Raw genomic sequence first — 25,449 nt, forward strand, 5'->3', positions numbered from 1 at the left:
TGCACGGGAGCAGGATAAATACTATCAGAGGTGATATTATGGATCAGATCAGAACAGGAGAGCTTATCAGACGGTTAAGAATGGAAATGAAGCTCACTCAGAAGGAGCTTGCTGAAAAACTGAGTGTAAGTGACAAGGCTGTATCAAAGTGGGAAAGCGGAAAGGGCTGCCCTGATATATCACTGCTTTACGGTCTTGCGGAGATATTTGGCACCGACATAAATGTGCTGCTTTCAGGAGAGCTGGAAAAAAATGAAAGTGAGAAAGGAAATATGAAAAAACTGAGATTTTATATATGCAGAAAATGCGGAAATATCATAACCTCTACATCAGAGGCGGCGGTTACCTGCTGCGGCAGCAGGCTTACTGCGGAGGAGCCCAGAAAAGCTGACGAGAACGATGCCCTGGTGCTGGAGGACATAGGCGGAGAATGGGCTGTATCTTCATCTCATCCAATGACCAAGGAGCATTATATCTCCTTTGTGGCCTATGTCAGGGACAGCGCCGCAATGATATATAAGATGTATCCCGAGTGGGATCTTCAGTTTATCATGCCGATGTACCGTTCGGGAAGGCTGCTGTGGTTCTGTACAGAGCACGGCCTGCTGTACCGTGATATAAAGCCGTGAAGATCAAACAGCACTGAAAGGCACTTCTGATATTCAGAAGTGTCTTTTTATCTGAAAAAGTATATTGACCTTTATCCTGTAATCGTTTATAATGTATTTGAACGGGGCGCACTGCGCGTATATTCCGTTGATATTCAGCTGACAAAACGTCAGGAACAGGAGGGAACAGTATGAAAAAAGCTTCATTGAAGCATCTTGAGCGCAGAATAATTGCTGCTTCCACAGCTGCAATAAGCATTGCAGCTTTTTCTCCGTCAATTGCAAATGCCGATTGTCTCGGGCAGAATGATTTTGATAATGATGTGGGACTGCCGTGGCACATTGAATGCTCAGCACCCGCAGAGCAGAATTTCAATATCAGCGGCGGAAGCTATAATGTCACTATACTTAATCCCGGAGGAAGCAGCAGAGGCGGAGTTTCAAGAGGGGACTGCTCTTTTGCTCACAGGAATATCCATATTGAAAAGAATCATAAATACAGGATACACTGGGAGGTAGAGGCTTCATGTGCGGGAGAGCTACATACCGAGATCAATTGTGCGGGTACGGATTACGGTGCGGATGAAGATGATTATTTTGAGGGCGTATGGCAGAACAACAGCGAATCATGGAATAGGGGCTGGGATAATGTCAGGATCAACAAGGGGAAAAACTCTTTTGACTGTGAATTTGTTGCCGAAAAGACATTGGAAAATGCAGAATGGGTATTCCATTACGGCGGAGCAGGCACCTATCAGTCCATGGATTGTTTCCCCGAGGGTACAAGTCTTAAATTCGATAATCTTACCTTGGAATGTGATACCTGCGGAGATACATTCAAGAGCAGAAAGGTCACTCCGTGTCTGTGGAATCCATCAACTGATCTGGGTATAGTTAAGCCGAAGAACAATATCAGGCTGAATCATTTGGGTTATTATCCCACATCTCAGAAAAATGCCACATATGCCGTATCGGAGATGCTGTCAGATCCTGTTGATTTCTTCATTGAGGACGGATACGGAATGGTCGTTTACAGAGGCAAGGGCAAGCCCCTTGGATTTGACAAGGAGGCAGGGGAATATTGTCAGATACTGGATTTTTCAGAACTGAAAACTCCGGGAAGGTATTATATTTTTGTGGGAGATGGTGAAGGGAATATAGGTGGTTTTGCGAATATCAGCCATGAATTCACCATAGGCAATGATATTTATGACGGTCTACTCAGAGATGCGATGAATTACTACTATCAGAACCGTTCTGGAATGGATGTTAAAAAGCAGTACATCACATCGGATACTTCAGATAACAAACTTTATCATAAAGCCTTCAATGAAAAGGACGAGGCTTTTGTGCAGGAGAGCTGGCAAAGGTCGTATGATAAACGGTATAACGGTTCGAAGCTGTGTAATATAGACGTTACGGGAGGCTGGTATACAAGTTCCAACTTCTCAAAGAACGTGATAACAGGTGCAAATGCTGTCTGGCTTCTTCAGAATATGTACGAGAGATCAAAGGTAAAGGGTATGGACAGCAAATGGAAGGACAATCAGTCCATGCTGATACCTCAGGAGTATGATGTATACGACAGCGGAATAAACGGTACTGGGACTCCCGATGTTCTTGACGAGGCAAGATACGAGCTTGAATGGATGTTCGGGATGATAGTTGATCCGGAAAAGGATAAAATATGGGGAGATACCTGTGCGGATATGGTATATCACGAGGTAAACGATCACAGATACTGCGGAGTGTATGATATTGATCCCTTGTCATATCAGAATGATGAGGAGATAGTCCGCATAGTAAGACCGCCCACATATGCTGCTACCTTTGATATGATAGCCTGTGCAGCACAGGCTTCACGTCTGTGGAATGGTATTGACGACGCATTTGCGGACAGGTGTCTTGAACAAGCTGAAAAGTCATGGAAGGCATTATTTGAAAAACGCAGTAAATGGTATATGGTCAGAAATTCCTGGGAACGAGATCCTCAGTTTGCGCCCGATATGTTTTATGTATACAGCGAAGTATATGGCGATACCGATGTTATGGATGAGGCATACCGTGCAGCCTGCGAGCTGTTCTCCACCACAGGTAATAAGGAATACTATGACTTCCTGAAGGATTACGACGCAAACGGCGAGGATAATGAACACAAAAAGGCCTTTGATATTCGACTGGCTGATGAAAAATCAAATTCTCATTTCAATGCTTTTGATAATACCAGCATCTCGTCTATGGGCACACTGACTCTTATGCTCAGTGATAATACACCTGCTGAGGACAAGAAAGTTATCTCGGAAAATATCCGTAAAGCAGCAGATATGCTGATCAGCAGGGAAAACAGTTCTGCAAACGCTATGGGTGTTCCGTATCGGCAGTTTTTTAAGGATGAAACTACCGGTATCGGAGAAGGTTTTTGCGGGTATGAATACGGTTCAAATTCTTTAGTTGCAGATAATGCCGTTATAATGGCCTATGCTTACGATCTGGACAGAGATGTGAAGTACATGAACGGCGTTACTGCGGCTATGGACTATCTCTTTGGCAGGAACGGTCTCGGTGTATCCTATATCACGGGATACGGTCCGTACAATGTAAGCAATCCTGCTCACAGATACTGGAAAAAAGAGATAGATCATTCTTATCCCAAGGCTCCCGCAGGCGTAATGGTAGGCGGTCCGAATTCAGGAGTCGAAGACGTTTATGTGGGCGGTCTGGGGATTAGAAGAGGGGATCTGGCTCCACAGAAATGCTATGTCGATTCTGTGGAAGCGTGGTCTGTTAATGAGACTTCTCCTTTCTGGCAGGCAGCCCTCGTATGGAATGTATCCTTCCTTGATGACGAAATGAGCGGAGAAACTCCCGTAACAACAACTTCCGTCACTACAGTCACATCAACGGCCATAACTGTCACAACGACTTCTTCCACCCATGGATCTGCTGTAAAGTACGGCGACGCCAACTGCGACGGAAATGTTGATTTGTCCGATGCTATCCTTATAATGCAGGCACTCGCAAATCCCGATAAATACGGTATCGGCGGCACTGCGGAAAAGGCTCTTACCGATCAGGGGAGACTCAATGCAGATGTGGATCCTTCCGTCAGCGGACTTACAGGAGATGATGCTCTGCGTATCCAGCTTTTCCTCATAAATAAGGTCAGCTCACTTTATCCCGAAGCATAAATACAACGTATAGTAAAAAGCCGTTATTGCAGAATAACGGCTTTTTCTTGTCATATTTCTTCTTTTACGGCTTTTTCGTTCACGTATATAGTGAATTCTCTTATTGCCTTATAGTCAGGGAGCTCAGGGAGATCTGTGTGTTCTCTGGCATAATCCAGCCGCTTTCGGTAATATTCGGTCAGCTCGGAAAATTCGGCAGCAGGCTGCCCGTTATCGTCAAGAAAGGCACCGTTACGTATTTTCATCAGCAGATCGTGCTCTTCAGCTCTGTATGTTATTATCTCGCCCTTTTCAAGGATGTCTGTACACATCATGTAAAGTCTTACAAGGTGCATCATATGTTTGCCAAGCTTATTGTGGACGACCGCATTATGGTTGCGCTTGCTGAGCTTTGCGTAATCGCGGACTATATCCGACATTTGCCTCCACATATCCTTATAATCGCGGAGCGGATAGTGTCTGAGGTTTATATCCATGAAGATCTCGGTATCGAGCTCCGTATTGTCAGCTGTGTCTATGTAAAGCTTTATTGCGTCGTCAGGATAGTTGAAATACAGCTCCCTGAATCTCTCGGAAGCAAGCTCTATGCTGTTGAGTATATGCTGCTCCTGTATATTCTGTTCCGCAAGTCTTGCTGATTTGTTTTCGAGACGCCTTAACTGTGAATCAGCATAGCCGCTGAAGGAGATCACGGCTCTTCTGGATAGAAACATTTTCCGCCTTTCAAGCAGCTCCCTTCCAATATCTGTAAGGTACAGATAATGCTCAGGCTTCAGTCCAAGTATCTCAATGGTATTCGGGTTGCAGCCGGTGAGGAGCTTTATAAGCTTGGTGAAGGAATATACTGTGGTATCGGTTATTATATTGGTTACCTGTTCAAAGTTTTCTCCGCAGAGTATCTCGCTTTTGCTGTTGAGCGCACAGCCGCGTATATCAAGATCTGAGTTATCGGTCTCGGTGCCGTAGGCATGGGAGCCTCCCAGACCGAGAAGTATTATATTTCTGCCGAGATGCTCGTTATTGCGCAGGAAATCATACTCAGAACCCTTTATTTTTTCTTTTATCTCTTCAAGCTTCATTATCATTACCCCTTTATTTTCAAAACAGCTCTTGCGTAAGCAAGGCTCTGACGAAGCTGATCGTCTTTATCCAGTCCCGCCAGTCGGAGCTTATGTGCATAGCAGAGTATCTCCGAGAAGTCCTTTGAGGGCTTCAGACCTGCTTCAACGAGGTCTCTTCCCATAAGAAAGGGACGCTCCATTATCTCGCGGAATTTAGTATACCTCTGCATGAGAAATTCCTCTGTGTCGTCGCATTTAGGCAGCTTTCCCAGTCCGTCGCAGAGAGCAAGCTGTATGAGGTCGAAGGGCTCAGCCGAAGTATCAAAGAGCTTGTTTGTCTTTTTTAGTCTGGATCTTGCCCTTGCCATAGTATTAGGCTCCATGTGGAGCTCTGTCATGTTCAGAACATAGTCTATTAGCTTCGTTTCTGTTGTTATGCGTTCAAGAAATGCACGAACCACAGGCAGACCTGCGGTCTCGTGTTCGTATGAATGGACAGTACCGTCCTCCGATACTGTGGTACAAACCGACTTGCCGAGGTCGTGGCAGAGCGCAGACATCATGAAGCCAAGAGGATATATGACCTTACTGCGCCTTTTGGCAGCTTCATCAAGCACCATCATCGTATGCGTCCATGCGTCGCCTTCCAGATGATACTCACGGTTCTGCTGAACACCGATAAGAGCTTTTACTTCGGGAAACCAGCAGTCAAGCTGTCCCATACGGCGAAGCTGCTCAAAGAATACCGACGGCCTTTCGGATCTGAGCAGGGCTTTTTCTGTTTCAATCATTATCCTTTCGGGAGCTATTGCTGAAATATCCGTATTGCGGCAAAGGCTTAAAGTCCCGGCCGCTATGTCAAATCCGAACCGTGCCGCAAACTGAGCTGCACGGAGCACTCTCAGGGGATCCTCCGCAAAGGTATTATCGTCAATATGACGTATGGTTTTGGAACGTATATCATCAAGGCCTCCGAAATGGTCGGTGATCTCGCCTGTGATAACGTCCTTCATTAGGGAGTTCACAGTAAAGTCCCTGTGTCTGGCAGCCTCATATGTTCCCATGAACGGGTCGGAATTAATCGTAAGATCTCCGTGTACGCAGTCTGTTTTTCGTTCGGTTCTCGGAAGAGCGATATCAAGATCCAGTCCGCTCAGCCCGTATATCCCGAAGCTTTTTCCGTATTCCTGGCGCTTTCCAACAGAGTCGAGTATTTCTTCGGCTTTTTCCGCAGATATACCGTGTATCTCTATGTCGATGTCCTTATTCTCTGTTCCGAGAATTTCATCACGGACACATCCGCCCACAAAATATACTTTTCCGCCCAGCTTTTCCACCCTTTCAGCTATCAGCCTTGCGGCTTCAGGATCTGTCATATTACTCCTCCTCTCTGTATTTTTCAAGCAGCTCTGCCTGTCGTTCTATGCGCCTCTTAGCCTGTTCTCTCAGTTGCTGAGGCCCCATTATCTCTATTACGGGACCGAAACTCAGCAAACGTATGAGCATTTCCGTTTCGTCCTGTGTGTCATACCAGAGTTTAACGGTATACTGTCCCGTTTCAAGGTCGCGGACGGTGTGCTTTTCGTATGAAGCGAACTCCAGCATAAAGCGTTCAACGCCGTTTCGCTCCGTTGTTACCTTTATGACCGCAGGCGAGCTGCATTTCCTGCCGGAAAAATATTCTTCCATAGAAACAGGAGTGCGGAAAAACCGCCCGGTATCTATGATATTGGTTATTCGACCGATATTTATGATACCGCTGCTTCTTATCCTGTCATTTCGCAGCAGGTAGCAGTACACGCGGAATTTGTCATTTTTGGGAGAATACTCCATTTTCAGCAGCGCAAATTTACCGCTCATTCGCTTACCGTGTCCCGAAACGAATTCGATATATACTATTTTTCGGTTTTTGACTGCTTCAAGGACAATGCGGAAATTTTTTATGTATTTTTCGTCGTAAAAATCGTCGCTGTCGGAAAAACGGTCGATAAACCTGAACTGCTCTCTTCTGTAAAGCGGCTCAGTGTCCGAAAGCCTTTTGTCAAGGGCTCTGAGTGTTTCGTCATCCATGAAAAGTCTTATCCTCGGATCGGAGAGCTTTGCTTTAAGCCACATTTTTTGCAGCTTTGTCAGCACCTTTACAGGTGCTTTTTTTGTTATGCGGCAGAGTGTATTGTTTTCACCGCGTCTGAACAGTCCCCAGTCCTCTCCGCCCGGGATAAGCTTCTGAGGGAGAAACAGCACCGAATCGCGGAAACCCTCATGCTTTACGGTCTCACGGACGGTCTTTTCGTCGGTAACCTTGTTTCCCAGCAGCTTTGCAGCAATACGGAAATATGTACCGTATATCTCACTGAATATGTTCATCTTCATCACCGCCGTACATTTTTTGCATTCGTGATACATCATTGTAAAAACGCTGTCTTACGGTATCTGTGCCGCCTTCTATGCGGGCTATCCTGCCGATGAAGGTCTTCGCCCAGTGCATCAGCTCATTGGGATCGAAAACATCGGCAGTCAGCGTATACAGGTGCTCTCCTGTTTTTTCAACGGAACAGCAGCGCTTCTCCCGCTCAAGACGTTCGATTATGTAGCCTTCCTTCTCCTCATCGGCAAAGAAGGTTATCTTCATGGGAGTGACTGTACCGGTTTCTTTGCGCATACCGAATGAAACACCGAAGCAATGGGAGATATTGCGGCTGAATTTGGCTCTGACAGCGTCATAATTCTCGCAGATATCACCTTTTTTTACTGTTTTCATATAGTCAAGGCGAAATGCCGAAAACCTTTTCAGTCCGGGGATATATGCTGCAAGATAGCGCCTTCCTGTCTGAACGGAAACAAGTATCTGCATGGGGATCACATTGTTTTCTGTTCCCGAAAGGTCGCCTTCTTTGAGTCTTTTTGCAGAAAAGGTACGGAAGCAGACGCAGCGCTTCTCATCCATTGCCGAAAGTATATCGGGGATAAGTATATCTTCAAGGGTATGGATAATGTAATTGTGCTTTATAAAGAAGAGGTCGTTTTTCAGTCTCCGCATTTTCAGTATGCTGTTGCCGATTATGCCGAAATGCTGGGTTTCGGAGAAAAACTTCAGGGCGTCGTCAAGTCCTCTGAAGCTGTTTATAAAGTCATCGGCAGTATCTGACGACAGTGAATAGCATAGGGTCTTGCCCTGTTTTTCTGCAATTATCATTCCTTCGTCGACGTATTCCCTGAGCTTGTTGCGGACTGTCTGATCGTCAAAAAGCTGCTCATATTCGCTGTTCAGAGTATCGTTCAGCTCTCTGAGAGTGCGGCTCTTGCCATCCTGCAATATATCTGTAAGGAGAAAGTGCAGCTTTATATCGTTATCTGTGAAGCTTTTTGAGTAGTATGCGTTATACAGCGGGTTTTCAGGAATATGTCCGCTGTCGACGGATATTGAAACGCTCCTGCCGCGGACTGAATCGTCATAGCGCATATAATCGCCCATCCAGCTCTCCACACGTCGTTTTTCATCACCGTATGTACGGACACTCTTGCGGTCAAAGTCGCTTCTGACCTTACAGCCGTATATGAAAAAATCACGTACATAATCACGCGTTTTATCGAAATTCTTTATAAGTTCGGAAAAACCTGCCATATTTTTCAGCTCCTTTCTACATTTATATATTAGCAGAATTTTTTCTCCTTTGCAATACGGCAGAGAGTGTGTGCAGAAAAATTTATATGATTATTTCCAATTCCTGTGGTATACTAAAGTCAAGCTAAAGGAAAGAGAAGTGAAGAAAATGTTCGTACATTACAACAAGAACGAAAAAATGCTCCCGATAAAGATATGGCAGACAGATATGGAAGCTGTCGGTGAGAAGTGTATCGAACAGGCGGAGCACCTTGCGAAGTTACCCTTCGCACACAAGTGGATAGCACTTATGCCCGACACTCATGCAGGAAAGGGTATGCCCATAGGCGGAGTTATCGCCTGCGAGGACGTTGTTATCCCCAACGCGGTAGGAGTTGATATAGGCTGCGGCATGGCTTATGTCCAGACTGATATCCCTGTATCGTTTCTCCGTGAAACAGTAACAGGCAGCGGCAACCTTGTGCAGACTATCTGCGGCGATATCCTGAGAAATATTCCCACAGGCTTCGCGCATTACAAGACAGCTCAGGCATCTGAGGTCCTGGACCGTGCAAAGGCTGAAATGGGACAGTATGAGGCTGATAAGGAGCTTATCCCTCAGATAGAGGAGGGATACTTTCAGGCAGGTACTCTCGGCGGCGGAAATCACTTCATCGAGCTCCAGCAGGACGACGACGGAATTTGCGGTATCATGCTCCATTCTGGAAGCCGTCACTTCGGAAATATCGTGGGACAGTACTTCAATAAGATAGCTCACGGGCTCAATGACAAGTGGTTCTCACAGGTGCCCAATGAGTGGAATTTACCGTTCTTACCTGTGGATACAGATGAAGGTAAGCGTTATCTTGCATGGATGCAGCTCTGTATGGATTTCGCCTATGAGAACCGTGCTATCATGCTGGGAAAGATCAAGGAGATATTCGCAAAGCACATCGAGAAGCATACAGGCATAGCTCCTGTATTCTCAGGTGAGATAAACTGCCACCACAACTACGCAGCACTTGAAAATCACTTTGGCAAGAATGTATGGGTACACAGAAAGGGTGCTATCCGTGCAGGCGAGGGTGAAATGGGCATTATTCCCGGAGCTATGGGCTCATACAGCTATATAGTACGCGGCAAGGGCAATCCCGACAGCTTTATGTCCTCGTCTCACGGCGCAGGCAGAGCTTACTCCAGAACCGCAGCAAAGGATACATTCTCCGTAGAGTCCGTAATGGTCGACCTGAAGGAAAAGAATGTAGTTCTTGCCAAGAATAATAAGAACGATGTAGCTGAGGAAGCTCGTTTTGCATACAAGAATATCGACGATGTAATGGCAAATCAGCAGGATCTTACAGAGCCTGTAAAGAAGTTATTTACCGTCGGAGTAGTAAAGGGTTAATTTTTCGCCGCTTACAGCAATCGAGGCGGTTCATTCAAGAACGGGTTCAACTCCCACGGCAACGAGTTTTAAGACACTGACAGCAAATTTTTAATGAAAATGGATTATTCATACGGTGTCTTGATATTATATTTTTATTGATCTAAGGCACAAACAGCAATTATCATTATCCTGTCACGATAAAATGTGCCTTGATAAGACGCACACAGCAATAGTTTATTTTTCATCTGGTTAATGAATAAGGCGTCTTGGTTCACATCATCATTCAAAAAATTTTCGGCTCTGACAGCATTATTCAGGGACGCAGGAAGCTGCCCCTATGTGGTAAGCACTGTGCTAAAAATGAGCCGCGACTAAGTCAGCAACAGCATAAGGAATTGGTCATTACAGGTTCAAATCCTGTCCTGCGGAATCGTATGGTAAAAAACGCTGACTTGAAAGGAGAATTATTATGCTTAACTACTTAAAGAACGAGTCCAACATGGCATATACCGAGAACGGCGGTACTGCTTACCGTTCAACAGAGTCCTTCTGCCTTGATATGTTCTTCAAGGCAGGAGCTATGAGAAATTCCACAGCCAAGGAGATAGCTGATGTGGTAACACGCGCTTATGCCGAGGATCCCGACAAGACCATGAAGATAATCTTCTTCGCCCGTGACGCAAGAGGCGGTCTGGGTGAGAGACGTTTCTTCCGCTGTGCAGTTTCAGCACTGGTAAAGACAGCTCCCAAGGCTGTTGAGAAGAATATCCCTCTGTTCGCTGAGTATGGCCGTTTCGATGACCTCTGTGTACTGCTGGGTACTCCTCTGGAGAACGCAGCAGCTAAGGAGATAAAGGCTCAGCTGGATAAGGATATCGCAGCTATGAACGCAAAGGGTCAGGCTTCTCTGCTTGCAAAGTGGCTGCCCTCAGTCAACGCCTCCTCAAAGGATACACGAAACAAGGGCAGACGTATGGCAGCACTGCTTGGCATGACTGAGCCTGCATACAGACGAACTCTGTCCGCTCTGAGAGCATACACAGATATACTGGAGAATCGTCTCCGTGAGCGTGACTACACATTCGACTACGAGGTGCAGCCCTCATGCGCTATGTTCAAGTACCGCCGCGCTTTTATCAGAAATGATAACGAGCGTTATACGGGTTACCTGAATAACGTACACAACGGCACAGCAAAGCTGAATGCCGACAGACTGTTCCCCTACGACATAGTCAGAGCAGCACTTGCAGGCAATATCTCAGCCACTGAGAGAAAGTCTCTGGACGCTGCATGGAAGTCCCTGCCCGACCTGACAGCTTCAGGACGTGAGAACGCCATAGCTGTTATAGACGGTTCAGGCTCAATGACCTGTGGCTTCGGAGGTATACGTCCTATAGACGCAGCACTGTCTCTGGGAATATACTTCGCAGAGCACAATAGAGGTGAGTTTGCAAACCACTTCATCACTTTCTCCGAGAAACCCCGTCTCGTGGAGATAAAGGGCAGGGATATAGTGGATAAGGTTCGTTACTGCGATACCTTCAACGAGGTGGCAAATACAAACCTGGAGGCTGTGTTCATGCTGATACTCCGTACAGCTGTAAAGAACAAGGTCTCAGCAGCAGATATGCCCTCGAAGCTCTACATAATATCCGATATGCAGTTCGACTGCTGTGTTGTCGGCGGCAATGACGATGTACTGTTCAAGGCAATGAGAAAGCTCTACAACAAGTACGGCTACGATCTGCCTGAGATAGTATTCTGGAACGTAAATGCAAGATGTGACGCCATGCCTGTAACACGCTCCGAAACAGGAGCTGCACTGGTATCGGGCTACACACCCGCTGTATTCGATATGGTCATGGGCGGTGAAATATCCCCCGAGGCTGTAATGGATAAGATACTTGCTTCAAAGAGATATGCTGCAATAACTGCGGCATGAATATACACATACGGTATAAGGCATCGTCCTATTATGGGGACGGTGCCTTTGTCTATTGTGTATAATTGACACTCGATTCATTTGTGCATATATACAAAACGAAGAGGGGCGTCGTCTTTTTCAGCCATGAAAAACACTTGTTATTGAAAGAACCAGGGGTTCTTGATGTTTCGGAAAAAAGCCGGCTTGTTTTCACGGAACTGTTCATTTGATCGGAGGAATAATTATGAAAAGATTCATAGCATTTTTGCTTTCACTTACACTTGTATACAGTGCAGTTTCATGCAGCGGAAACAGCAGCAGTACGTTGAAAAATATAAGTGGAACGGCCGTAACGGATGAAGTGCCTGCGAAAATAAAGCTTGAAAACCATATGACGGAGAAAGAGCGCTCACGTGTAAGCTCGGGTGAGCTTACAGTCTTTGATCATATGCAGGATTCTCAGAAGAAAAGCTCAGTTCCCGATGACGGGGTATACCTGGAGCTTTGGTCTGAAGATGACTGGATCGCAGATATTAAAGAATACTTTAAGGATCATCCCGAAGAATTGGAAGGGACGACGATAGAGGAGTTCATTGAGAAGAACAGATCAGGATTCAATGAGATCCATGATATTTTCATTAACGGCAGATGCTTTGAAGGTTATCGGTTTGAACCGTTTTTAGGCTACGACGGCGGAGAGCTCAGATTAAGGGAGCCGAGTCCTTATTTTTGTTGTTCCGACGGAAACGGGGGATATTATTATGTGGATGAAGACAATAACAGGTTCTCAGAGGAGGAGATACAGGAAAAGTATGACAGCTTTTATGCTGAGGAGCGTTATTTAACATTTGCGGATTTTGAAGAGTTCAAGCCTTATCTGAAAAAACAGATAGAACGTGTGGTGCGTATATTTGCATCTGATATGGACGAAGAGACTATCCGTGAAAGGATAGAATATGAATATAATGATAATATAGCTGTGTGGGAAGCTGTCATTGCAGGCAATTACAAAACCCTGCCTGTAGGAACTGCGGAAAAGTTCTATGAGGAAATTGAGAGCAGCAGTGCTGCCACATGGGAGATAGACCGCCGTAAGGTTGAAGAAATTGCGCCCTATGTAAAGGAGTACAATATCTACGATGAACAGCTTGATACGAATTTTGTAGTACACGTTACACTTCCGCCTGACTTTGATCCGCAAAAGACATATCCGGCGTATGTGCTTACGGACGGTGTATGGCGCTTTAATAACTCAGCCGATCTGAGAAAGGCAATGGAGGAGGGAAAGGCTTCGGAGGTGATAATTGTGAGCATAGGCTACGATTATTCCATTGACGGAACAAATGATGAATACCGTATAAAGTATTTCTGCGATCGCTGCGAGGATTTTCTTACCTTTATCACAGATGATCTTATGCCTTACCTCGGTGAGAAATACAGTATTGATTACGGCTCTTCCACACTTTTCGGACATTCTCTCGGCGGAACATTTGCCCATTATGCAGTATTCAACTCGGATAAATATGAAAATCAACCCTTCAGAAACTATATCATAGGAAGCCCCGCATTCTGGTCTCCGGGATTCTTGCCGTACACCAAGGGCGATGAGTTCAGACATGAATACGGCTATTTTGACCGTAACGACAGCTTGGACAAGAACCTGTTCATTTGCGGCGGAGCAGATGAGGATCCCGTTTATCAGGAGTATTACGGTGAAAACGACTCTACGCTTGAAGGGATACAGCACCTTATGGACAGACTGAAGGAGTACGGTGTTACCACAGCGGAAAGCAAGATATACCCGAATTCCGAACATTATCAGTTTATACCCGAAATGCTGGTAGAGGTGCTGGAGATGTACTATCCTCCTCAGTAAGAAAGTATCGGAATATTACAGGCAGACAGCTGTTTTTTAGCTGTGCGGAAAAGAGAAATGAAAAAATATTTGTTTTGTGTCTGGTTTGAGCAGATGAGTTCGTTTGTTTTAAATGGAAGCGATCGCATAATCCAATAATATATTTACTATAAAAGACGTCACATTGCTTTATAGAAAGGAAAACAATATGTTTAAAAAAATCTACTCATTCGCAGCAGCCCTGACTATCACTGCTTCATCGGCAGGTATGCTTCCGTTTTCGAGCACAGCGCCTGTCATTTCCGCTTCAGCGGCAGAAGAGAATGTACTGACAGCACTTCCTTCAAGGGTCGATCTTTCCGCTGATGAAAGCACAAGACAGTTTTTTCCCGAGATAGATACTCAGGCTTCGTATAATGCCTGCTGTTCCTATTCATCTACATATTACCAGTTTACTTATGAGGCAAGAAAAGCCTTTTATGAAAAGTACGGATATTGCAGCAATATTATTTTTTCTCCAGGTTTTACCTTTAACCATGTAAACGGCGGAGAAAACGAAGGTACTGATCTTAATGCGGCATACGCCTCTCTGACAATAAACGGCGTACTTTTTGACAGTGATTCGGCATACAGAGCTGAGGACGGTTTTGTTGTAGGAAAGCTCGAAACAAGCCCTGAGCTTCTCTGCAAGGCATTAAAGGCAAGACTCAAGCAGGCTTACCCTATATATACAGATGACTGTTCGGAAGACGAAGCTATCATCAGAATGAAGGAGCAGCTTGCCAGAGGAAAGGCTATCACAACAGGCGGACTGTTCGATTATGACTGTATGTACGGAGACAGCAACTTCAAGGTTCCCATTAAAGGCAGAAACGGCGAGTATGCGTATGTAATGAATGCAACTCCAAAGATCGATAATCCTCCTGTACACGCATATACCATTGTCGGCTATGATGATGATATTACAGTTACGTATGAAGGCAAGACACTGACGGGCGCCTTCAAAATTGCCAATTCCTGGGGCAAGGACTGGGGCAACGATGGCTTCATGTGGATAATGTATGATGCTTGTTACCAGTACAGCCCCAATAATATAGATTGCGCAAAGTATAACCGTACCAGAACACGTGCCTTCCCCGATGATCATTTCTATGTTATAGATGTTGATATAGAGGGCGTAAAGCTCATTGCCGAGGCAGATATCGACACTGATGCACTGGAAGACGTAGTTATCAGAACAGTCAGCGTAAATAACGGAACCAGCGATTCAGTCACAGATATTATAAGAAATGTGGATGATTTGAAAAACTACGGCTATAAGGGCTCGGTAGTCAAGGAGATAAGCACCTGCGGCGATGATTATTATACAGGAAATTCTTATGAAATAAATGTTATTTCAAAGCCTTTTTCAAATTCTTCAATAAAGGTCAATTCCATCTCTGTAAGGGACGACCTTGGCAATGTTGTCGCTGAGAAGGCAATGAAAAACGGTGAAAAGGGCGGCGTTATCAGCCTTGACCTTCAGAAGGGAGATGTTAATTATGACGGTATCCTGGATAAGAAGGATGCAGAGCTCATCAGGGACTTCACAGTGGGAAAAGCGTATTCCACATTGCAGAAGGATCTTATGGACTTCAATAATGACGGTGAGATAACTGCGGAGGATGCTGTTATAGCCGAGAGCTTCATTGAGGCAGTATACTGGACTGAGGATGGAAAATTCAAGGAACAGGAAGGTGTGGTATACACAGGCTGGCATCTCATAAATGATGATTACTATTATCTGGACGAGAACGGCTTCAGGACAACAAATTCGTTTATTGATGACGATAACAAGGGTGAGACATACTACGTTGACGAAAACGGCCGTGCTCTTTCTGACAGCTGGTTCATGATCGGCGGTAAGCGTTATTATGCTGATGAAAACGGATATGTTATAAAGAACTGTGAGTATACAATAAAGGGAACTTCACGTACATTCTGCTTCGATGAGAATGGTGCCGAGGTACTTGGCTGGAACGCTGACCATACAAAGTATTACTCGACAGCAGGTATGTTCATCGGCAGTCATATCATTGACGGCGAGAGCTTTTTCTTCGACAATAACGGCTTTCTTGTTGAAGAGTGAGTGACGGAGCTTTATTCTGATATAAGATGTGATTCTTGAGAATTTATAAACGTACCCGCCTGTACAACCGAGTGCAGGCGGGTATTGTTATTTTGCTGTTAAGTAAATGTTGACCGAAAGTTCTCTATGTGTTATAATATTACTTGCGATTTTAAATGAAACAGTAAGGAGAATATTATGAGGATACCACAGAGCTGTGCCGAGTGTTTGTACAAGCGCCAGAAAAACAAGACTGACCACGCAGAGTATCTTGCCGAGATAAAAGCGCTTCTCGATAACCGCAGTGAGAACGATACCAGTCCGTATATGGTTTATCTTTTCAATAAGGTACATATCAGGTATTTCGGCGAAGCTGCGGATTACAGCGCCATAAAAAAGAAGTATAACGATCTGGTTCTTTCAATGGAGGACAGCCTGCGAAATGAGATAGATTCTGCGGCTGATCCGCTGGCAAAGGCGATGATAATGGCACGTATCGGTAATTATATTGACTTCGGAGCTATGAACAGCATTGACCGTGATGAGTTTCTGGGTATGTTCTGCAATACGGATATGCGTGAGGATGATAGAATGGTCTACGCATCATTTCTGCGTGAATGTGCCGATGCAGAGAACTTTCTGCTCATCTGCGACAACTGCGGAGAGATAGTTCTCGATAAACTCATGCTGGAGCAGCTGAAAAAGAGATTTCCGCAGCTTAAAGTCAGTGCTATGGTAAGAGGCGGAAGCGTACTGAATGATGCAACTGCTGATGATGCAAGGTATGTGGGACTTGACAGCGTGGCTGAAATAGTCTCCAACGGTGAAGCCATTGCAGGCACGGTATACGAAATGCTTTCCGACGAAGCGAAAAACCTACTGGACAATTCCGATGTCATACTTGCAAAGGGACAGGGAAATTACGAATCTATGTCGGGACAGGGCAGACACGTATTCTATGAGTTTTTATGTAAATGCGAACTTTTTACCACCCGATTCAATGTTCCGAAGCTGACGGGGATGCTTATCGAGGAAAAATGAACCGAATAAAGATGAAACGTGTTTTGAGTGAAAAACACGTTTTTTTTTGTGCCTGAGTTATAGAATTAAGCTATACCATACTATAATAAAATGGTATTCTCCGGGATATTGACTTTGAGTCCGAAAAGATGTATACCTAAACAAGCGCAAAACATATTAAACATATATGTTTTAAATAAATTGTTGAGGGAGTGACAAGATGAGATATAAAATTTCGTCTGCTATAAATATAATCATTGCAGTATTCCTGCTGATCGCAGTCAGGACATTCTGCATACCGTAAAATGGTACGTTAACGTGCCCGAGAGTACAACGCCTAAGGGATGCGGAGCGACAATAAAGATACCGGATCTGGGCTGGGGCACAGATACTCATAATAAGGAGGAAGGACATCTCACCCTGACAGAGGGAGAGAACTTCGTTTACGAATTTACCACCGACAAAACGGGAGATATCCTTTTACCTGCTGGATGGGTTCAACCTGCCATTACAATTATATTCACATAACCGATGACGGAAGCTATTCTCTGCAAAAGCCCGGCGATCCCGGGAATATCAGTGCTGTTCGCGACGGAGAAAACGTTGCTGTGAGTTTTGAAGCACCTGCAAATCCCGATAATGTTACCATAAATGGCTACAAGGTCACAGCTCTTGCCGACGATGGCACAAGAGTAAGAGCAAGCGGCACGGAAAGTCCTATCATTTTTGAAGACGTTGACAAGAGCAAGAATTACACTATCAGCATCGTAACTCTCAGCAATGCGGGAAAAAGCGATGGCGCAGGCAGCTATGTTCTGGAAGCTGATGCTGAGTCTGCTCCTGAAACTACTACGGTAAATGAGGAGGCTGCAACGACAGTATCCACTACCGTTACTCAGACTTCACAGCGCTCATCTGAAACAACGTCGTCAACTACAAAAAAACAAGACTCAAATAACAGTCCAAAGACCGGCGTTCCGCTTCCTGCAGGAGCAGCAGCGTTACTGATATCGTCACTGGGCATTGCGCTCCTGTCAAGAAAGAAGAGTGATACGGAATAAAAATACCGCAGGACAGTTGATGTGTTTACATAAAAAATTAAAGCCATAGTATTTCCGTTTTATACCAGAAATACTATGGCTTTTTACATTATAATTGCTGAAATAACGCAGTGGAAGTCCGGCACCATTATGATAGTATGGTTCCAGAAAGAAATGAGCCTGCGTTCAAACACTTTCTACCGCCGTCTCAGGGAATATGAGCGAAGAATAAAGTGTCAATAGACTATAGATCAGTGTCTCCATTTCGGAGGCACTAAATTTAAAGCATATGATGACATTTGAAAACTAACTATTCCGCTCCTCGAATGAAAATAACCTGCCTTTTTTTATCCGAAGTGTGTAATCACAGCATTGCTCTATAAACTCGGGATCATGTGTCGATACAAGGACCGTACTGCCCGAATCTGCAAGCTGCCGCAGAAGCTCGCCTACCTTTTCCATGTGTGCGAAATCCAATCCCGATGTCGGCTCGTCAAACAGCAGCAGCTTCGCACCTGCTGCTATTGCGGATGCTATCGCTACACGCTGTTTCTGTCCGCCGGAAAGTGCCATAGGGTGAGTGTCCTTGAATTCGAGCAGACCGAGTGTATCGAGAATCTCATGACATCTTTTTACGTCCTTTACCTTCATCGAAAGCAATAATTCTTTTTCCACACTGTCGGTGAAAAGCTGGTGGTTCACATCCTGCATGACCATGTAGGAAAAACCGATGCGCTGACGCTTTCTGTATTCTTTGCCCTTTGATACGATAACGCCGGTGCAGTCTTTTTCCAGTCCGCAGATACATCGCAGAAAGGTGGATTTTCCTGTGCCGTTGCTGCCGATCACAGCGGTCACTTTTCCTTTAGGGAGCATGAGCTTGGGGATACAAAGGCTCAGGGAATCACCGTCAGCGGCTGAAAATTTATTCTTTCGCAGGATATATGGCTTATGATGATAGGAAAAATAAAAGTCCTTTAACAATATCCCGTCAGCTATGTCAATATAACATTTCCCTGTATCATCTTTATCCGAAAGCAAAGCCAGATAGCGTTCATTGATACTTGTCGGGTGAAGCCCAAGCTGCCTGGTCTCATCATCGGAAAGCATGGTGAAATCCTTAGCATTCCACTCATGAGCTATTCTGCCATTATCCATATATACCACACGGTCAGCTATATCATTCAGATACCAAAGCCTATGCTCGGAAATGATTATCGTCTTGCCCTGTCTTTTCCAATCACAGATGATCTCATGCAGCATCTTTATCGCTTCCATATCCAGGTTTGAGGAAGGTTCGTCCAGTAATATGATCTCAGGCAGAAGTGCTGCCTCCGAAGCACAGGCTATCCGCTGCTTTTCGCCGCCAGATAATTCAAAAAGACTTCTGCCGAGCAGGGAGTCAAGATTCATCTGCTTTGTTATTATTTCTTTCCTTGCATTTATTTCTTTTGGGGCAAGACCGATGTTTTCAGGACCGAACACGATCTCTCCGTCGGTATCAACTGAAAAGAACTGACTTCTCGGATTCTGAAAGACTGTTCCCACAACGCCTGCGAGCTCATAGAGCTGTGTTTCGACGATGTCAAGCCCGTTAACTGTGACATCACCTGTCATATCCCCGTGGTAGTAATGAGGTATCAGTCCGTTTAACAGCCGTATCACCGAGGTCTTTCCCGAGCCGGACGCACCGCACAAAAGCAGCGTTTCGCCCTTTTTTATCGTCAGAGAAACGCCGTCAAGGGAGTTCTCAGCCGCTCCCTTGTACCTGTGCGTCACATTATTGATCTGTGCTATCGTCTGCATCATCTGATATACTTAGAAACCACGAAAACTACAAGTACTGCTGTGAACAAAAGCATCAGCAGATAGTCTGCCGCTTTCATTTTCAGTTCCTGCACACTGGTTCTTTTCACCTTTCCTCCGAGCCCTCTTGTAACAGCGGCTGCGGATAATTCATCTCCGATATTCACGCATGAAAACAGCAGCGGTATCAGACGGTATTCTATCATACCTGCTGCATTTCCTCCGCCGAGCATGATTCCACGCATTTTCATAGCATCACGGATAGCAGTGTATTCCTCTTTGATGGTGGGGAAAAAGCGCATAACTACTGCAAGAGAAATCGTTATTCCGTCGGGAATATGCATCTTCTGCATAGCGCAGACAAATTCGCCGATCTTTGTCGTCCTCACCACATACCACGCAGTTATCATCGCAGGCATGAACTGCACGATGATACCGCAATAACCTACCAGAAATGCCGACAGAAATCCCTCTGAGTTTTCGGAAAGAAACTTAAATGTCAGTAGTAAAGCTGTTCCATAAAAGATCAGGAACCGAAATGCAGCTGCATAATGCTTTTCCATGATAAGCAGAAATATCGGTATCATGATAATCCTTACTGCCCATAGAAACGGCGTTGTAGCACTCATCATTACGACCGCTGACACCACAAATATCATGTACAGCTTTGTTCGCGGGTCGAGCTTTAAGGACATTACACTATTCCCGCTTTCTCAAAATGCTTCTTTACAATGGCTTTTCCAATTAATGCTCCCACGCAGCCGAATACAAAACAAAGCACAAGCAGTACCGCTATGGTTTTTGAGTTGATAGCACGGAAAAGGTTGTCGCAGTATTCAACAGAGTAACCGACGTCAATAAGGTTTTTTCTGTAGGAATCTGCAGAGACCACCACGGGAAAATAATTCGCACATATCCACAGGCAGAAAACGCCATAACTTATCACGGTTTCCCTGAAGCTCTTATATCCGCCTGATTTTGCGATCAGATCGGCTATTACTCCGGCGGCAATGATAAGCGGCGCACCGAGGTATCCCATACCCGTTACGAACATGATGATGGCAAGCAGTACGGACATGATGCTCAGCATACCGAACTTTTCTATCTTCGTATAAAACAGCATCATCGGAATAGAACCGACGATCGGTATCATCACTACATAGGACGCTACTATGTAGGGGTGAATAAATCCCAGCATTCCGCAGGCAAATTCCACAACGAACAATAGCGCTGTGAAAATGCCTATGGTAATAAAATCCTTTGCCTGTAATTTTTTCTCATTCATTTTTTACTCTCCTTAAAGTCACTATCTTCAAACGGCCCAAGCCTACTCATAAGATACATTTCAACGCTCCTGCCGAAACAAAGGCTGTTATGGGACATACGCGGTTAGCTATCCAGGGCGACAGAAAGCAGAATTACAACAACCACCCCTTCGCAGGTCACGCTGATAAAGAGTTCGCTTTTGCACATAACGGCGTACTCTGGAACGATAAGGATCTTCGTAAGGAAGGTGTTATTCCGACTTCCTATAATGTGATATATCGCCACATTATGGGATATGAAGAGAAGTATATGTGAATTAAGAATGAGTCGGCATTTTTGTCAGCTCCAAATCTCTTTCATCCGAAAGCATCCTGTAATTTTTCAAGGAACAATTCTGCTGCAGGTGAAAAAGCCTGATACTTTTTCCATATAAGATCAAGTCCCGAGATCATTTTCGGAACGAGCGGACGGAAGCATAGTTCACTCTCGTCACTTGTGTTGGTTATACCGTCTATACCTACAGCGTAGCCAACCCCGGATTTTACCATAAGTGCAGCATTATACATCAGATTGAAGGTAGTGACTATATTCAGTTTATCAAAATCATCACCGAACCATTGAATGAAAGCGTTGTTTTCGCTTTTGGTGTTCAATACCTGACGAGAAAAAATCAACGGTAAATCTATAATGTCTGCTTTCGCGATAGCTTTCTTTTTTGCAAGCGGAGAATCCTTACGCATAACAACTCCCCATATATCTTCAGCAGGCAGGTGTATATAGTCATATTTCGTAACATTTGCAGGCTGAACAAGAATACCGAAATCAAGCAAACCACGGTCAAGCCGTTCAGTTACATCAGCTTCATTGCCGCTGTAAAGATGATATCGTATATCTGGATATTCCGTCCTTAGCTTTGAAATGAGGTCAGCAATAAGACTTACTGCAAGAGTTTCTCCGCCGCCGATATAGATATCACCTGCAATCGGTTTATCCATAGAAAGAAATTCAGCGGATGTCTTATCCACCATTGCAACTATTTCTTCGGCTCTTTTTCGGAATATGAACCCCTCCTGTGTCAGTTTCATGCTGTGGCTGCTTCGGTGAAACAACTTCTGTCCAAGCTCATCCTCCAAGTCCTTGATCTGTCTTGACAGCGTAGGCTGTGTGATATGCAGTTGTTCAGCAGCCGATGTGATGCTTCCTTCTCTTGCGATAGTAAGAAAATAGCGTAATACACGAATTTCCATAGCCGTACCTCCTTTCGGGTATGGCTTATTATATCATCTTGTGATATGCCTGTCAAGCATATCTTGATTTGCTTATAAAGTATTTGCTATTTTGCTTTAACTGTGTTAGAATGAAAACACAGGGAGGTGAACATTATGGCAGACAAAATGGACCTGTTCAGAATAAGGCGCAACCTGTCCGATGCAGGTATGTCAGAAGCCGAGATATCTGAGTGTATAAAGCTGATCGAACAGAAGCAGTACACAGTACTTGATAAGCTGATTACAAAGCACAGACTTTCACTGCTCGACAGAGTCCATAAGTATAATTATTGTATAGACTGCCTTGACTACTTCACCCACACGATGAAACGATCATGATCATATCAGTAAAGCTTTACGTATCACATTACTTAGAAGGAGTATTATTATGAAACAAAAAAAGATTAGATTGGCGGCTATAATGATCTGCCTATGTACTGCATTACTTACTGGATGCGGCAATTCTCAGAACAGTTCTACACAGAATAACGTTGATACACCTAAAAGCTCACAGACAGAAGCTGATCCAACCGAGCAGCTCATTACTGATTTGACAGAAAAAGGAGGAAATGCAATGGATTACATGGAGAATCTTACACTTACACAGGAATGGGACAAGACTTTCCCGAAGTCTGACAAGGTTGACCATCAGAAGGTTACTTTCCACAATAGATATGGAATTACACTTGCGGCTGATATGTATACTCCGAAGAACTCCGACGGGAAATTAGCTGCTATCGCAGTATGCGGACCTTTTGGCGCAGTCAAGGAACAATGCAGCGGTCTTTATGCACAGACACTTGCGGAGCGTGGTTTCCTTACAATTGCATTTGATCCGTCGTTTACCGGCGAAAGCGGAGGTCAGCCGAGATACATGGCTTCTCCTGATATAAATACAGAGGACTTTCAGGCAGCAGTTGATTTCCTTTCAGTACAGGATAATGTTGATCCTGATAAGATAGGAATCTGCGGAATCTGTGGCTGGGGCGGCATGGCGATAAATACTGCAGCACTGGACACACGCATCAAGGCAACTGTTACAGCTACAATGTATGATATGGCGAGAGTTAATGCAAACGGATACTTTGATGAGAACGATAATGAAGAATCACGTTTTGCGACGAAAGAAGCTCTCAACGCACAGCGTACAAAAGACTACGCTTCAGGAGAATATGTACGCGGTGGCGGTTGTCTGCCTCTTCCGGTGCCTGAGGATGTTCCGTTTTATGTAAAGGACTACAGCGAGTATTACAAGGGCAGAGCATACCACAGTCGTTCACTTAATTCAAACGATGGCTGGAATTCAATAGGCTGTATGTCATTCATCAATCAGCCTATCAATACCTACAGCAACGAAATAAGAAGCGCTGTTCTACTTATCCACGGTGAAAAGGCTCATTCATGTTATTTCAGCAAAGATGCTTATGAAGCTATGACTAAGGACAGCAAATATGCTGATAATAAGGAACTCATGATTATTCCTGATGCGGTTCACACAGACCTATATGACGGCGGCGGAAAGGACGCAATTCCGTTTGATAAGATTGAAGAGTTCTACCGTGAATATCTTAAATAAAGGAGAAAAACATGTCTAAAAAGGTACTTGTCATATCATCGAGCCTGCGTAACAAAAGCAATTCCGAAATACTTGCCCGACAGGCGGCAAAGGGCGCAGAGGACGCAGGTCACGATGTAGAATTCATCACGCTGAAAGACAAAACACTGAATTTCTGCAAGGGCTGTCTTGCCTGTCAGAAAACAATGCGGTGTGTTATCAGGGACGATGCCTCGGAAATATGCGAGAAAGTCGGCAATGCCGAGGTGCTTATCTTTGCAAATCCGATCTACTACTATGAGCTTTGCGGTCAGCTAAAGACCTTGCTTGACCGCTGTAATCCGCTTTATCCGTCCGACTACAAGTTCAGAGATGTGTATCTTATCACTGCCTCTGCTGAGGACGGCGATGAGGTCTGTCAGACAGCTAAGGGCGGCTTGCAGGGCTGGGTGGACTGCTTTGAGAAAGCAAGACTTGTAAAAGTGCTTTCGGGCGGCGGTCTCAGCGTCCCTGCCGAAGCGGAGCAGAGTGAAGAATACTTAAAGGCAACCTATGAGTTAGGCAGAAACGTATAAATTCCATGAAGGGTGTGATCTTATGAAGATACTGAAAATTTGCGGAAAGGTACTACTGATAATCGTCATCATCATTGCTGTGATACTTGTTATCGGTCTGCTGTTCCTTGAATTTTATCCTTCCGTAGGAGATACACCCGATAAGGAAAAGCAAAAAGAATATGGAGCAAAAACCGACCTGTACTATGAAAAGCAGTTCCATAACGAACTTGACTTTGAAGTCATGACAGGTGAAGCCTCGCCAAAGAGTGATAGGAACGTTCCAGAAAATAAGCTGCCTGCCGAAACGCCCGAAAGCATTGAACGTGCAAAGTCGGGAGAAATGAAGATCACATGGCTCGGTCATTCTTCTTCTCTGCTGCAAATGAACGATAAGAATATTCTCATTGATCCCATAATGAGTGACAGGGCTTCTCCTGTTGGTTTCGCTGGTCCAGCACGGTTTGCGGAATACGCCTTTGATACAAACACCGTTCCAGAAATAGATGTGCTTTTCATATCCCACGACCATTACGATCACCTTGATTATGATACGATCAAGGCAATAGACAGTAAGGTAAGCAATTATATCGTTCCACTCGGCATCGATGTTATCTTAAAGGGCTGGGGCATTGACGAAAGCAAGCTGCACCCTCTGTACTGGTGGGAGAGTATCGAGCTTGAAGGCATTTCATACACTGTAACCCCTGCGGAACACTATACCGGAAGAAATCCGCTGAAAAACAATGCCACGTTATGGGGAGGACTTTATATCAAGGACAGCTCTCACAATTTCTATTACACGGGCGATACGGGCTATTACGATCTGTTTGAACAGGTATATGACAAATTGGGAGCGCCCGATCTTATGCTTGCCGATTCAGGACAATATGACAAAGGTTGGGCAACTACCCATATGTTCCCCGAAGAAACAGTGCAGGCTGCAAAGGACGTTCACGCAAATTGGCTGATACCCGTTCACTGGGGCGCATATTCACTCTCAAATCACGCCTGGGACGAACCGCCGCAGAGAGCTGTAAAGGCGGCAGACGAGCAGGGCGTGAGCCTTGCAACGCCGAGGATAGGTCAGACCGTGAACTATGATGATATAGCTTCATTTACCGAGCATTGGTGGGAGGAATATAAATGACAACATCGGAATTTCTCGAATACATAAACAGTGGTAGACAGGTCACGTCAGAGTGC

21 protein-coding genes are annotated in these 25,449 nt (G+C 44.9%); 13 read left to right on the top strand and 8 right to left on the bottom strand.

Annotated features, from left to right (window positions below; genetic code table 11):
- Positions 1–38: 38 nt before the first annotated feature.
- The gene (locus tag RF007C_RS16005) at positions 39–629 is read left to right on the top strand and encodes a helix-turn-helix domain-containing protein (RefSeq protein WP_037301684.1); all 591 of its coding nucleotides are present in this window, start codon (positions 39–41) and stop codon (positions 627–629) included.
- 170 nt (positions 630–799) lie between these two features.
- Positions 800–3,796, top strand: coding sequence for a glycoside hydrolase family 9 protein (locus RF007C_RS16010; RefSeq protein WP_051456740.1), 2,997 nt, complete (start codon positions 800–802; stop codon positions 3,794–3,796).
- A gap of 50 nt (positions 3,797–3,846) precedes the next feature.
- Here the strand turns inward: RF007C_RS16010 and RF007C_RS16015 are convergent, their stop codons facing one another.
- The 4 genes from RF007C_RS16015 to RF007C_RS16030 are packed head-to-tail and all read right to left on the bottom strand — an operon-like array spanning position 3,847 to position 8,482.
- Positions 3,847–4,875, bottom strand: a complete 1,029-nt coding sequence (locus RF007C_RS16015; protein ID WP_051456741.1) for a DNA polymerase beta superfamily protein — start codon at positions 4,873–4,875, stop codon at positions 3,847–3,849.
- 5 nt (positions 4,876–4,880) lie between these two features.
- Positions 4,881–6,233 (bottom strand): CCA tRNA nucleotidyltransferase, encoded by a 1,353-nt coding sequence (locus tag RF007C_RS16020; protein ID WP_037301687.1) that lies wholly within the window; start codon positions 6,231–6,233, stop codon positions 4,881–4,883.
- Position 6,234: 1 nt separating this feature from the next.
- A complete protein-coding gene (locus RF007C_RS16025; protein WP_037301690.1) occupies positions 6,235–7,224 on the bottom strand; it encodes a WYL domain-containing protein in 990 nt (329 codons plus the stop codon).
- Positions 7,208–8,482 (bottom strand): WYL domain-containing protein, encoded by a 1,275-nt coding sequence (locus RF007C_RS16030; RefSeq protein WP_037301692.1) that lies wholly within the window; start codon positions 8,480–8,482, stop codon positions 7,208–7,210. The genes RF007C_RS16025 and RF007C_RS16030 overlap by 17 nt, the downstream gene beginning before the upstream one ends.
- Positions 8,483–8,630: 148 nt before the next feature.
- Between RF007C_RS16030 and RF007C_RS16035 the strand changes: the two genes are divergently transcribed.
- From RF007C_RS16035 to RF007C_RS16060, 6 genes are all read left to right on the top strand, one after another.
- The gene (locus tag RF007C_RS16035; protein ID WP_037301695.1) at positions 8,631–9,866 is read left to right on the top strand and encodes an RtcB family protein; all 1,236 of its coding nucleotides are present in this window, start codon (positions 8,631–8,633) and stop codon (positions 9,864–9,866) included.
- 451 nt (positions 9,867–10,317) lie between these two features.
- Complete coding sequence (locus tag RF007C_RS16040; protein WP_082316807.1) at positions 10,318–11,790, top strand: DUF2828 family protein; 1,473 nt, start codon at positions 10,318–10,320, stop codon at positions 11,788–11,790.
- 226 nt (positions 11,791–12,016) lie between these two features.
- Positions 12,017–13,648: an alpha/beta hydrolase gene (locus tag RF007C_RS16045; RefSeq protein WP_037301701.1), complete on the top strand. Its 1,632-nt coding sequence runs from the start codon at positions 12,017–12,019 to the stop codon at positions 13,646–13,648.
- Positions 13,649–13,835: 187 nt separating this feature from the next.
- Positions 13,836–15,755 (top strand): dockerin type I domain-containing protein, encoded by a 1,920-nt coding sequence (locus RF007C_RS16050; RefSeq protein ID WP_037301703.1) that lies wholly within the window; start codon positions 13,836–13,838, stop codon positions 15,753–15,755.
- A 177-nt stretch (positions 15,756–15,932) separates the two neighbouring features.
- Complete coding sequence (locus RF007C_RS16055; RefSeq protein ID WP_051456742.1) at positions 15,933–16,775, top strand: damage-control phosphatase ARMT1 family protein; 843 nt, start codon at positions 15,933–15,935, stop codon at positions 16,773–16,775.
- Between the two features lie 587 nt (positions 16,776–17,362).
- Positions 17,363–17,815, top strand: a complete 453-nt coding sequence (locus RF007C_RS16060) for a hypothetical protein (protein WP_152537188.1) — start codon at positions 17,363–17,365, stop codon at positions 17,813–17,815.
- 285 nt (positions 17,816–18,100) lie between these two features.
- Here RF007C_RS16060 and RF007C_RS16065 read toward each other — a convergent pair whose 3' ends face one another.
- From RF007C_RS16065 to RF007C_RS16075, 3 genes are read right to left on the bottom strand one after another with little or no spacing between them, the layout of a single operon-like run.
- Positions 18,101–19,603, bottom strand: a complete 1,503-nt coding sequence (locus RF007C_RS16065) for an ABC transporter ATP-binding protein (RefSeq protein ID WP_037301709.1) — start codon at positions 19,601–19,603, stop codon at positions 18,101–18,103.
- The gene (locus RF007C_RS16070; protein ID WP_037301712.1) at positions 19,600–20,295 is read right to left on the bottom strand and encodes an energy-coupling factor transporter transmembrane component T; all 696 of its coding nucleotides are present in this window, start codon (positions 20,293–20,295) and stop codon (positions 19,600–19,602) included. The genes RF007C_RS16065 and RF007C_RS16070 overlap by 4 nt, the downstream gene beginning before the upstream one ends.
- Positions 20,295–20,885, bottom strand: coding sequence for an MptD family putative ECF transporter S component (locus RF007C_RS16075; protein ID WP_037301715.1), 591 nt, complete (start codon positions 20,883–20,885; stop codon positions 20,295–20,297). The genes RF007C_RS16070 and RF007C_RS16075 overlap by 1 nt, the downstream gene beginning before the upstream one ends.
- Here RF007C_RS16075 and RF007C_RS16080 point away from each other — a divergent pair.
- On the top strand, positions 20,861–21,181 hold the full coding sequence (locus RF007C_RS16080) for a class II glutamine amidotransferase (RefSeq protein ID WP_037301718.1): 321 nt from the start codon (positions 20,861–20,863) through the stop codon (positions 21,179–21,181). The two genes, RF007C_RS16075 and RF007C_RS16080, sit on opposite strands and share 25 nt — an antisense overlap.
- Before the next feature lie 41 nt (positions 21,182–21,222).
- On the opposite strand, the gene RF007C_RS16085 is transcribed toward RF007C_RS16080, so the two are convergent.
- Positions 21,223–22,113: a LysR family transcriptional regulator gene (locus RF007C_RS16085; protein WP_028515538.1), complete on the bottom strand. Its 891-nt coding sequence runs from the start codon at positions 22,111–22,113 to the stop codon at positions 21,223–21,225.
- Positions 22,114–22,248: 135 nt separating this feature from the next.
- Between RF007C_RS16085 and RF007C_RS16090 the strand changes: the two genes are divergently transcribed.
- The 4 genes from RF007C_RS16090 to RF007C_RS16105 all read left to right on the top strand — a co-directional run bounded on the left by RF007C_RS16090 (position 22,249) and on the right by RF007C_RS16105 (position 25,393).
- Positions 22,249–22,473, top strand: a complete 225-nt coding sequence (locus RF007C_RS16090) for a hypothetical protein (RefSeq protein ID WP_037301723.1) — start codon at positions 22,249–22,251, stop codon at positions 22,471–22,473.
- 244 nt (positions 22,474–22,717) lie between these two features.
- Positions 22,718–23,710, top strand: a complete 993-nt coding sequence (locus tag RF007C_RS16095; RefSeq protein WP_193385762.1) for an alpha/beta hydrolase — start codon at positions 22,718–22,720, stop codon at positions 23,708–23,710.
- An 11-nt stretch (positions 23,711–23,721) separates the two neighbouring features.
- Positions 23,722–24,264: a flavodoxin family protein gene (locus tag RF007C_RS16100; protein ID WP_037301726.1), complete on the top strand. Its 543-nt coding sequence runs from the start codon at positions 23,722–23,724 to the stop codon at positions 24,262–24,264.
- A gap of 22 nt (positions 24,265–24,286) precedes the next feature.
- Positions 24,287–25,393, top strand: coding sequence for an MBL fold metallo-hydrolase (locus RF007C_RS16105; protein WP_037301728.1), 1,107 nt, complete (start codon positions 24,287–24,289; stop codon positions 25,391–25,393).
- The last annotated feature ends 56 nt before the right edge of the window (positions 25,394–25,449 follow it).

This window comes from Ruminococcus flavefaciens 007c (assembly GCF_000571935.1).
GTDB lineage: Bacteria > Bacillota > Clostridia > Oscillospirales > Ruminococcaceae > Ruminococcus > Ruminococcus flavefaciens_F.

What these genes read in the sequence shown, in the direction of transcription:
- RF007C_RS16105 (WP_037301728.1), top strand. Translation starts at nt 24,287, where the DNA reads ATGAAGATACTGAAAATTTGCGGAAAGGTACTACTGATAATCGTCATC.
- RF007C_RS16075 (WP_037301715.1), bottom strand. Translation starts at nt 20,885, where the DNA reads ATGAATGAGAAAAAATTACAGGCAAAGGATTTTATTACCATAGGCATT.
- RF007C_RS16065 (WP_037301709.1), bottom strand. Translation starts at nt 19,603, where the DNA reads ATGATGCAGACGATAGCACAGATCAATAATGTGACGCACAGGTACAAG.
- RF007C_RS16085 (WP_028515538.1), bottom strand. Translation starts at nt 22,113, where the DNA reads ATGGAAATTCGTGTATTACGCTATTTTCTTACTATCGCAAGAGAAGGA.
- RF007C_RS16090 (WP_037301723.1), top strand. Translation starts at nt 22,249, where the DNA reads ATGGCAGACAAAATGGACCTGTTCAGAATAAGGCGCAACCTGTCCGAT.
- RF007C_RS16045 (WP_037301701.1), top strand. Translation starts at nt 12,017, where the DNA reads ATGAAAAGATTCATAGCATTTTTGCTTTCACTTACACTTGTATACAGT.
- RF007C_RS16020 (WP_037301687.1), bottom strand. Translation starts at nt 6,233, where the DNA reads ATGACAGATCCTGAAGCCGCAAGGCTGATAGCTGAAAGGGTGGAAAAG.
- RF007C_RS16035 (WP_037301695.1), top strand. Translation starts at nt 8,631, where the DNA reads ATGTTCGTACATTACAACAAGAACGAAAAAATGCTCCCGATAAAGATA.
- RF007C_RS16100 (WP_037301726.1), top strand. Translation starts at nt 23,722, where the DNA reads ATGTCTAAAAAGGTACTTGTCATATCATCGAGCCTGCGTAACAAAAGC.
- RF007C_RS16050 (WP_037301703.1), top strand. Translation starts at nt 13,836, where the DNA reads ATGTTTAAAAAAATCTACTCATTCGCAGCAGCCCTGACTATCACTGCT.
- RF007C_RS16095 (WP_193385762.1), top strand. Translation starts at nt 22,718, where the DNA reads ATGGAGAATCTTACACTTACACAGGAATGGGACAAGACTTTCCCGAAG.
- RF007C_RS16005 (WP_037301684.1), top strand. Translation starts at nt 39, where the DNA reads ATGGATCAGATCAGAACAGGAGAGCTTATCAGACGGTTAAGAATGGAA.
- RF007C_RS16010 (WP_051456740.1), top strand. Translation starts at nt 800, where the DNA reads ATGAAAAAAGCTTCATTGAAGCATCTTGAGCGCAGAATAATTGCTGCT.
- RF007C_RS16030 (WP_037301692.1), bottom strand. Translation starts at nt 8,482, where the DNA reads ATGGCAGGTTTTTCCGAACTTATAAAGAATTTCGATAAAACGCGTGAT.
- RF007C_RS16070 (WP_037301712.1), bottom strand. Translation starts at nt 20,295, where the DNA reads ATGTCCTTAAAGCTCGACCCGCGAACAAAGCTGTACATGATATTTGTG.
- RF007C_RS16040 (WP_082316807.1), top strand. Translation starts at nt 10,318, where the DNA reads ATGCTTAACTACTTAAAGAACGAGTCCAACATGGCATATACCGAGAAC.
- RF007C_RS16015 (WP_051456741.1), bottom strand. Translation starts at nt 4,875, where the DNA reads ATGAAGCTTGAAGAGATAAAAGAAAAAATAAAGGGTTCTGAGTATGAT.
- RF007C_RS16055 (WP_051456742.1), top strand. Translation starts at nt 15,933, where the DNA reads ATGAGGATACCACAGAGCTGTGCCGAGTGTTTGTACAAGCGCCAGAAA.
- RF007C_RS16025 (WP_037301690.1), bottom strand. Translation starts at nt 7,224, where the DNA reads ATGAACATATTCAGTGAGATATACGGTACATATTTCCGTATTGCTGCA.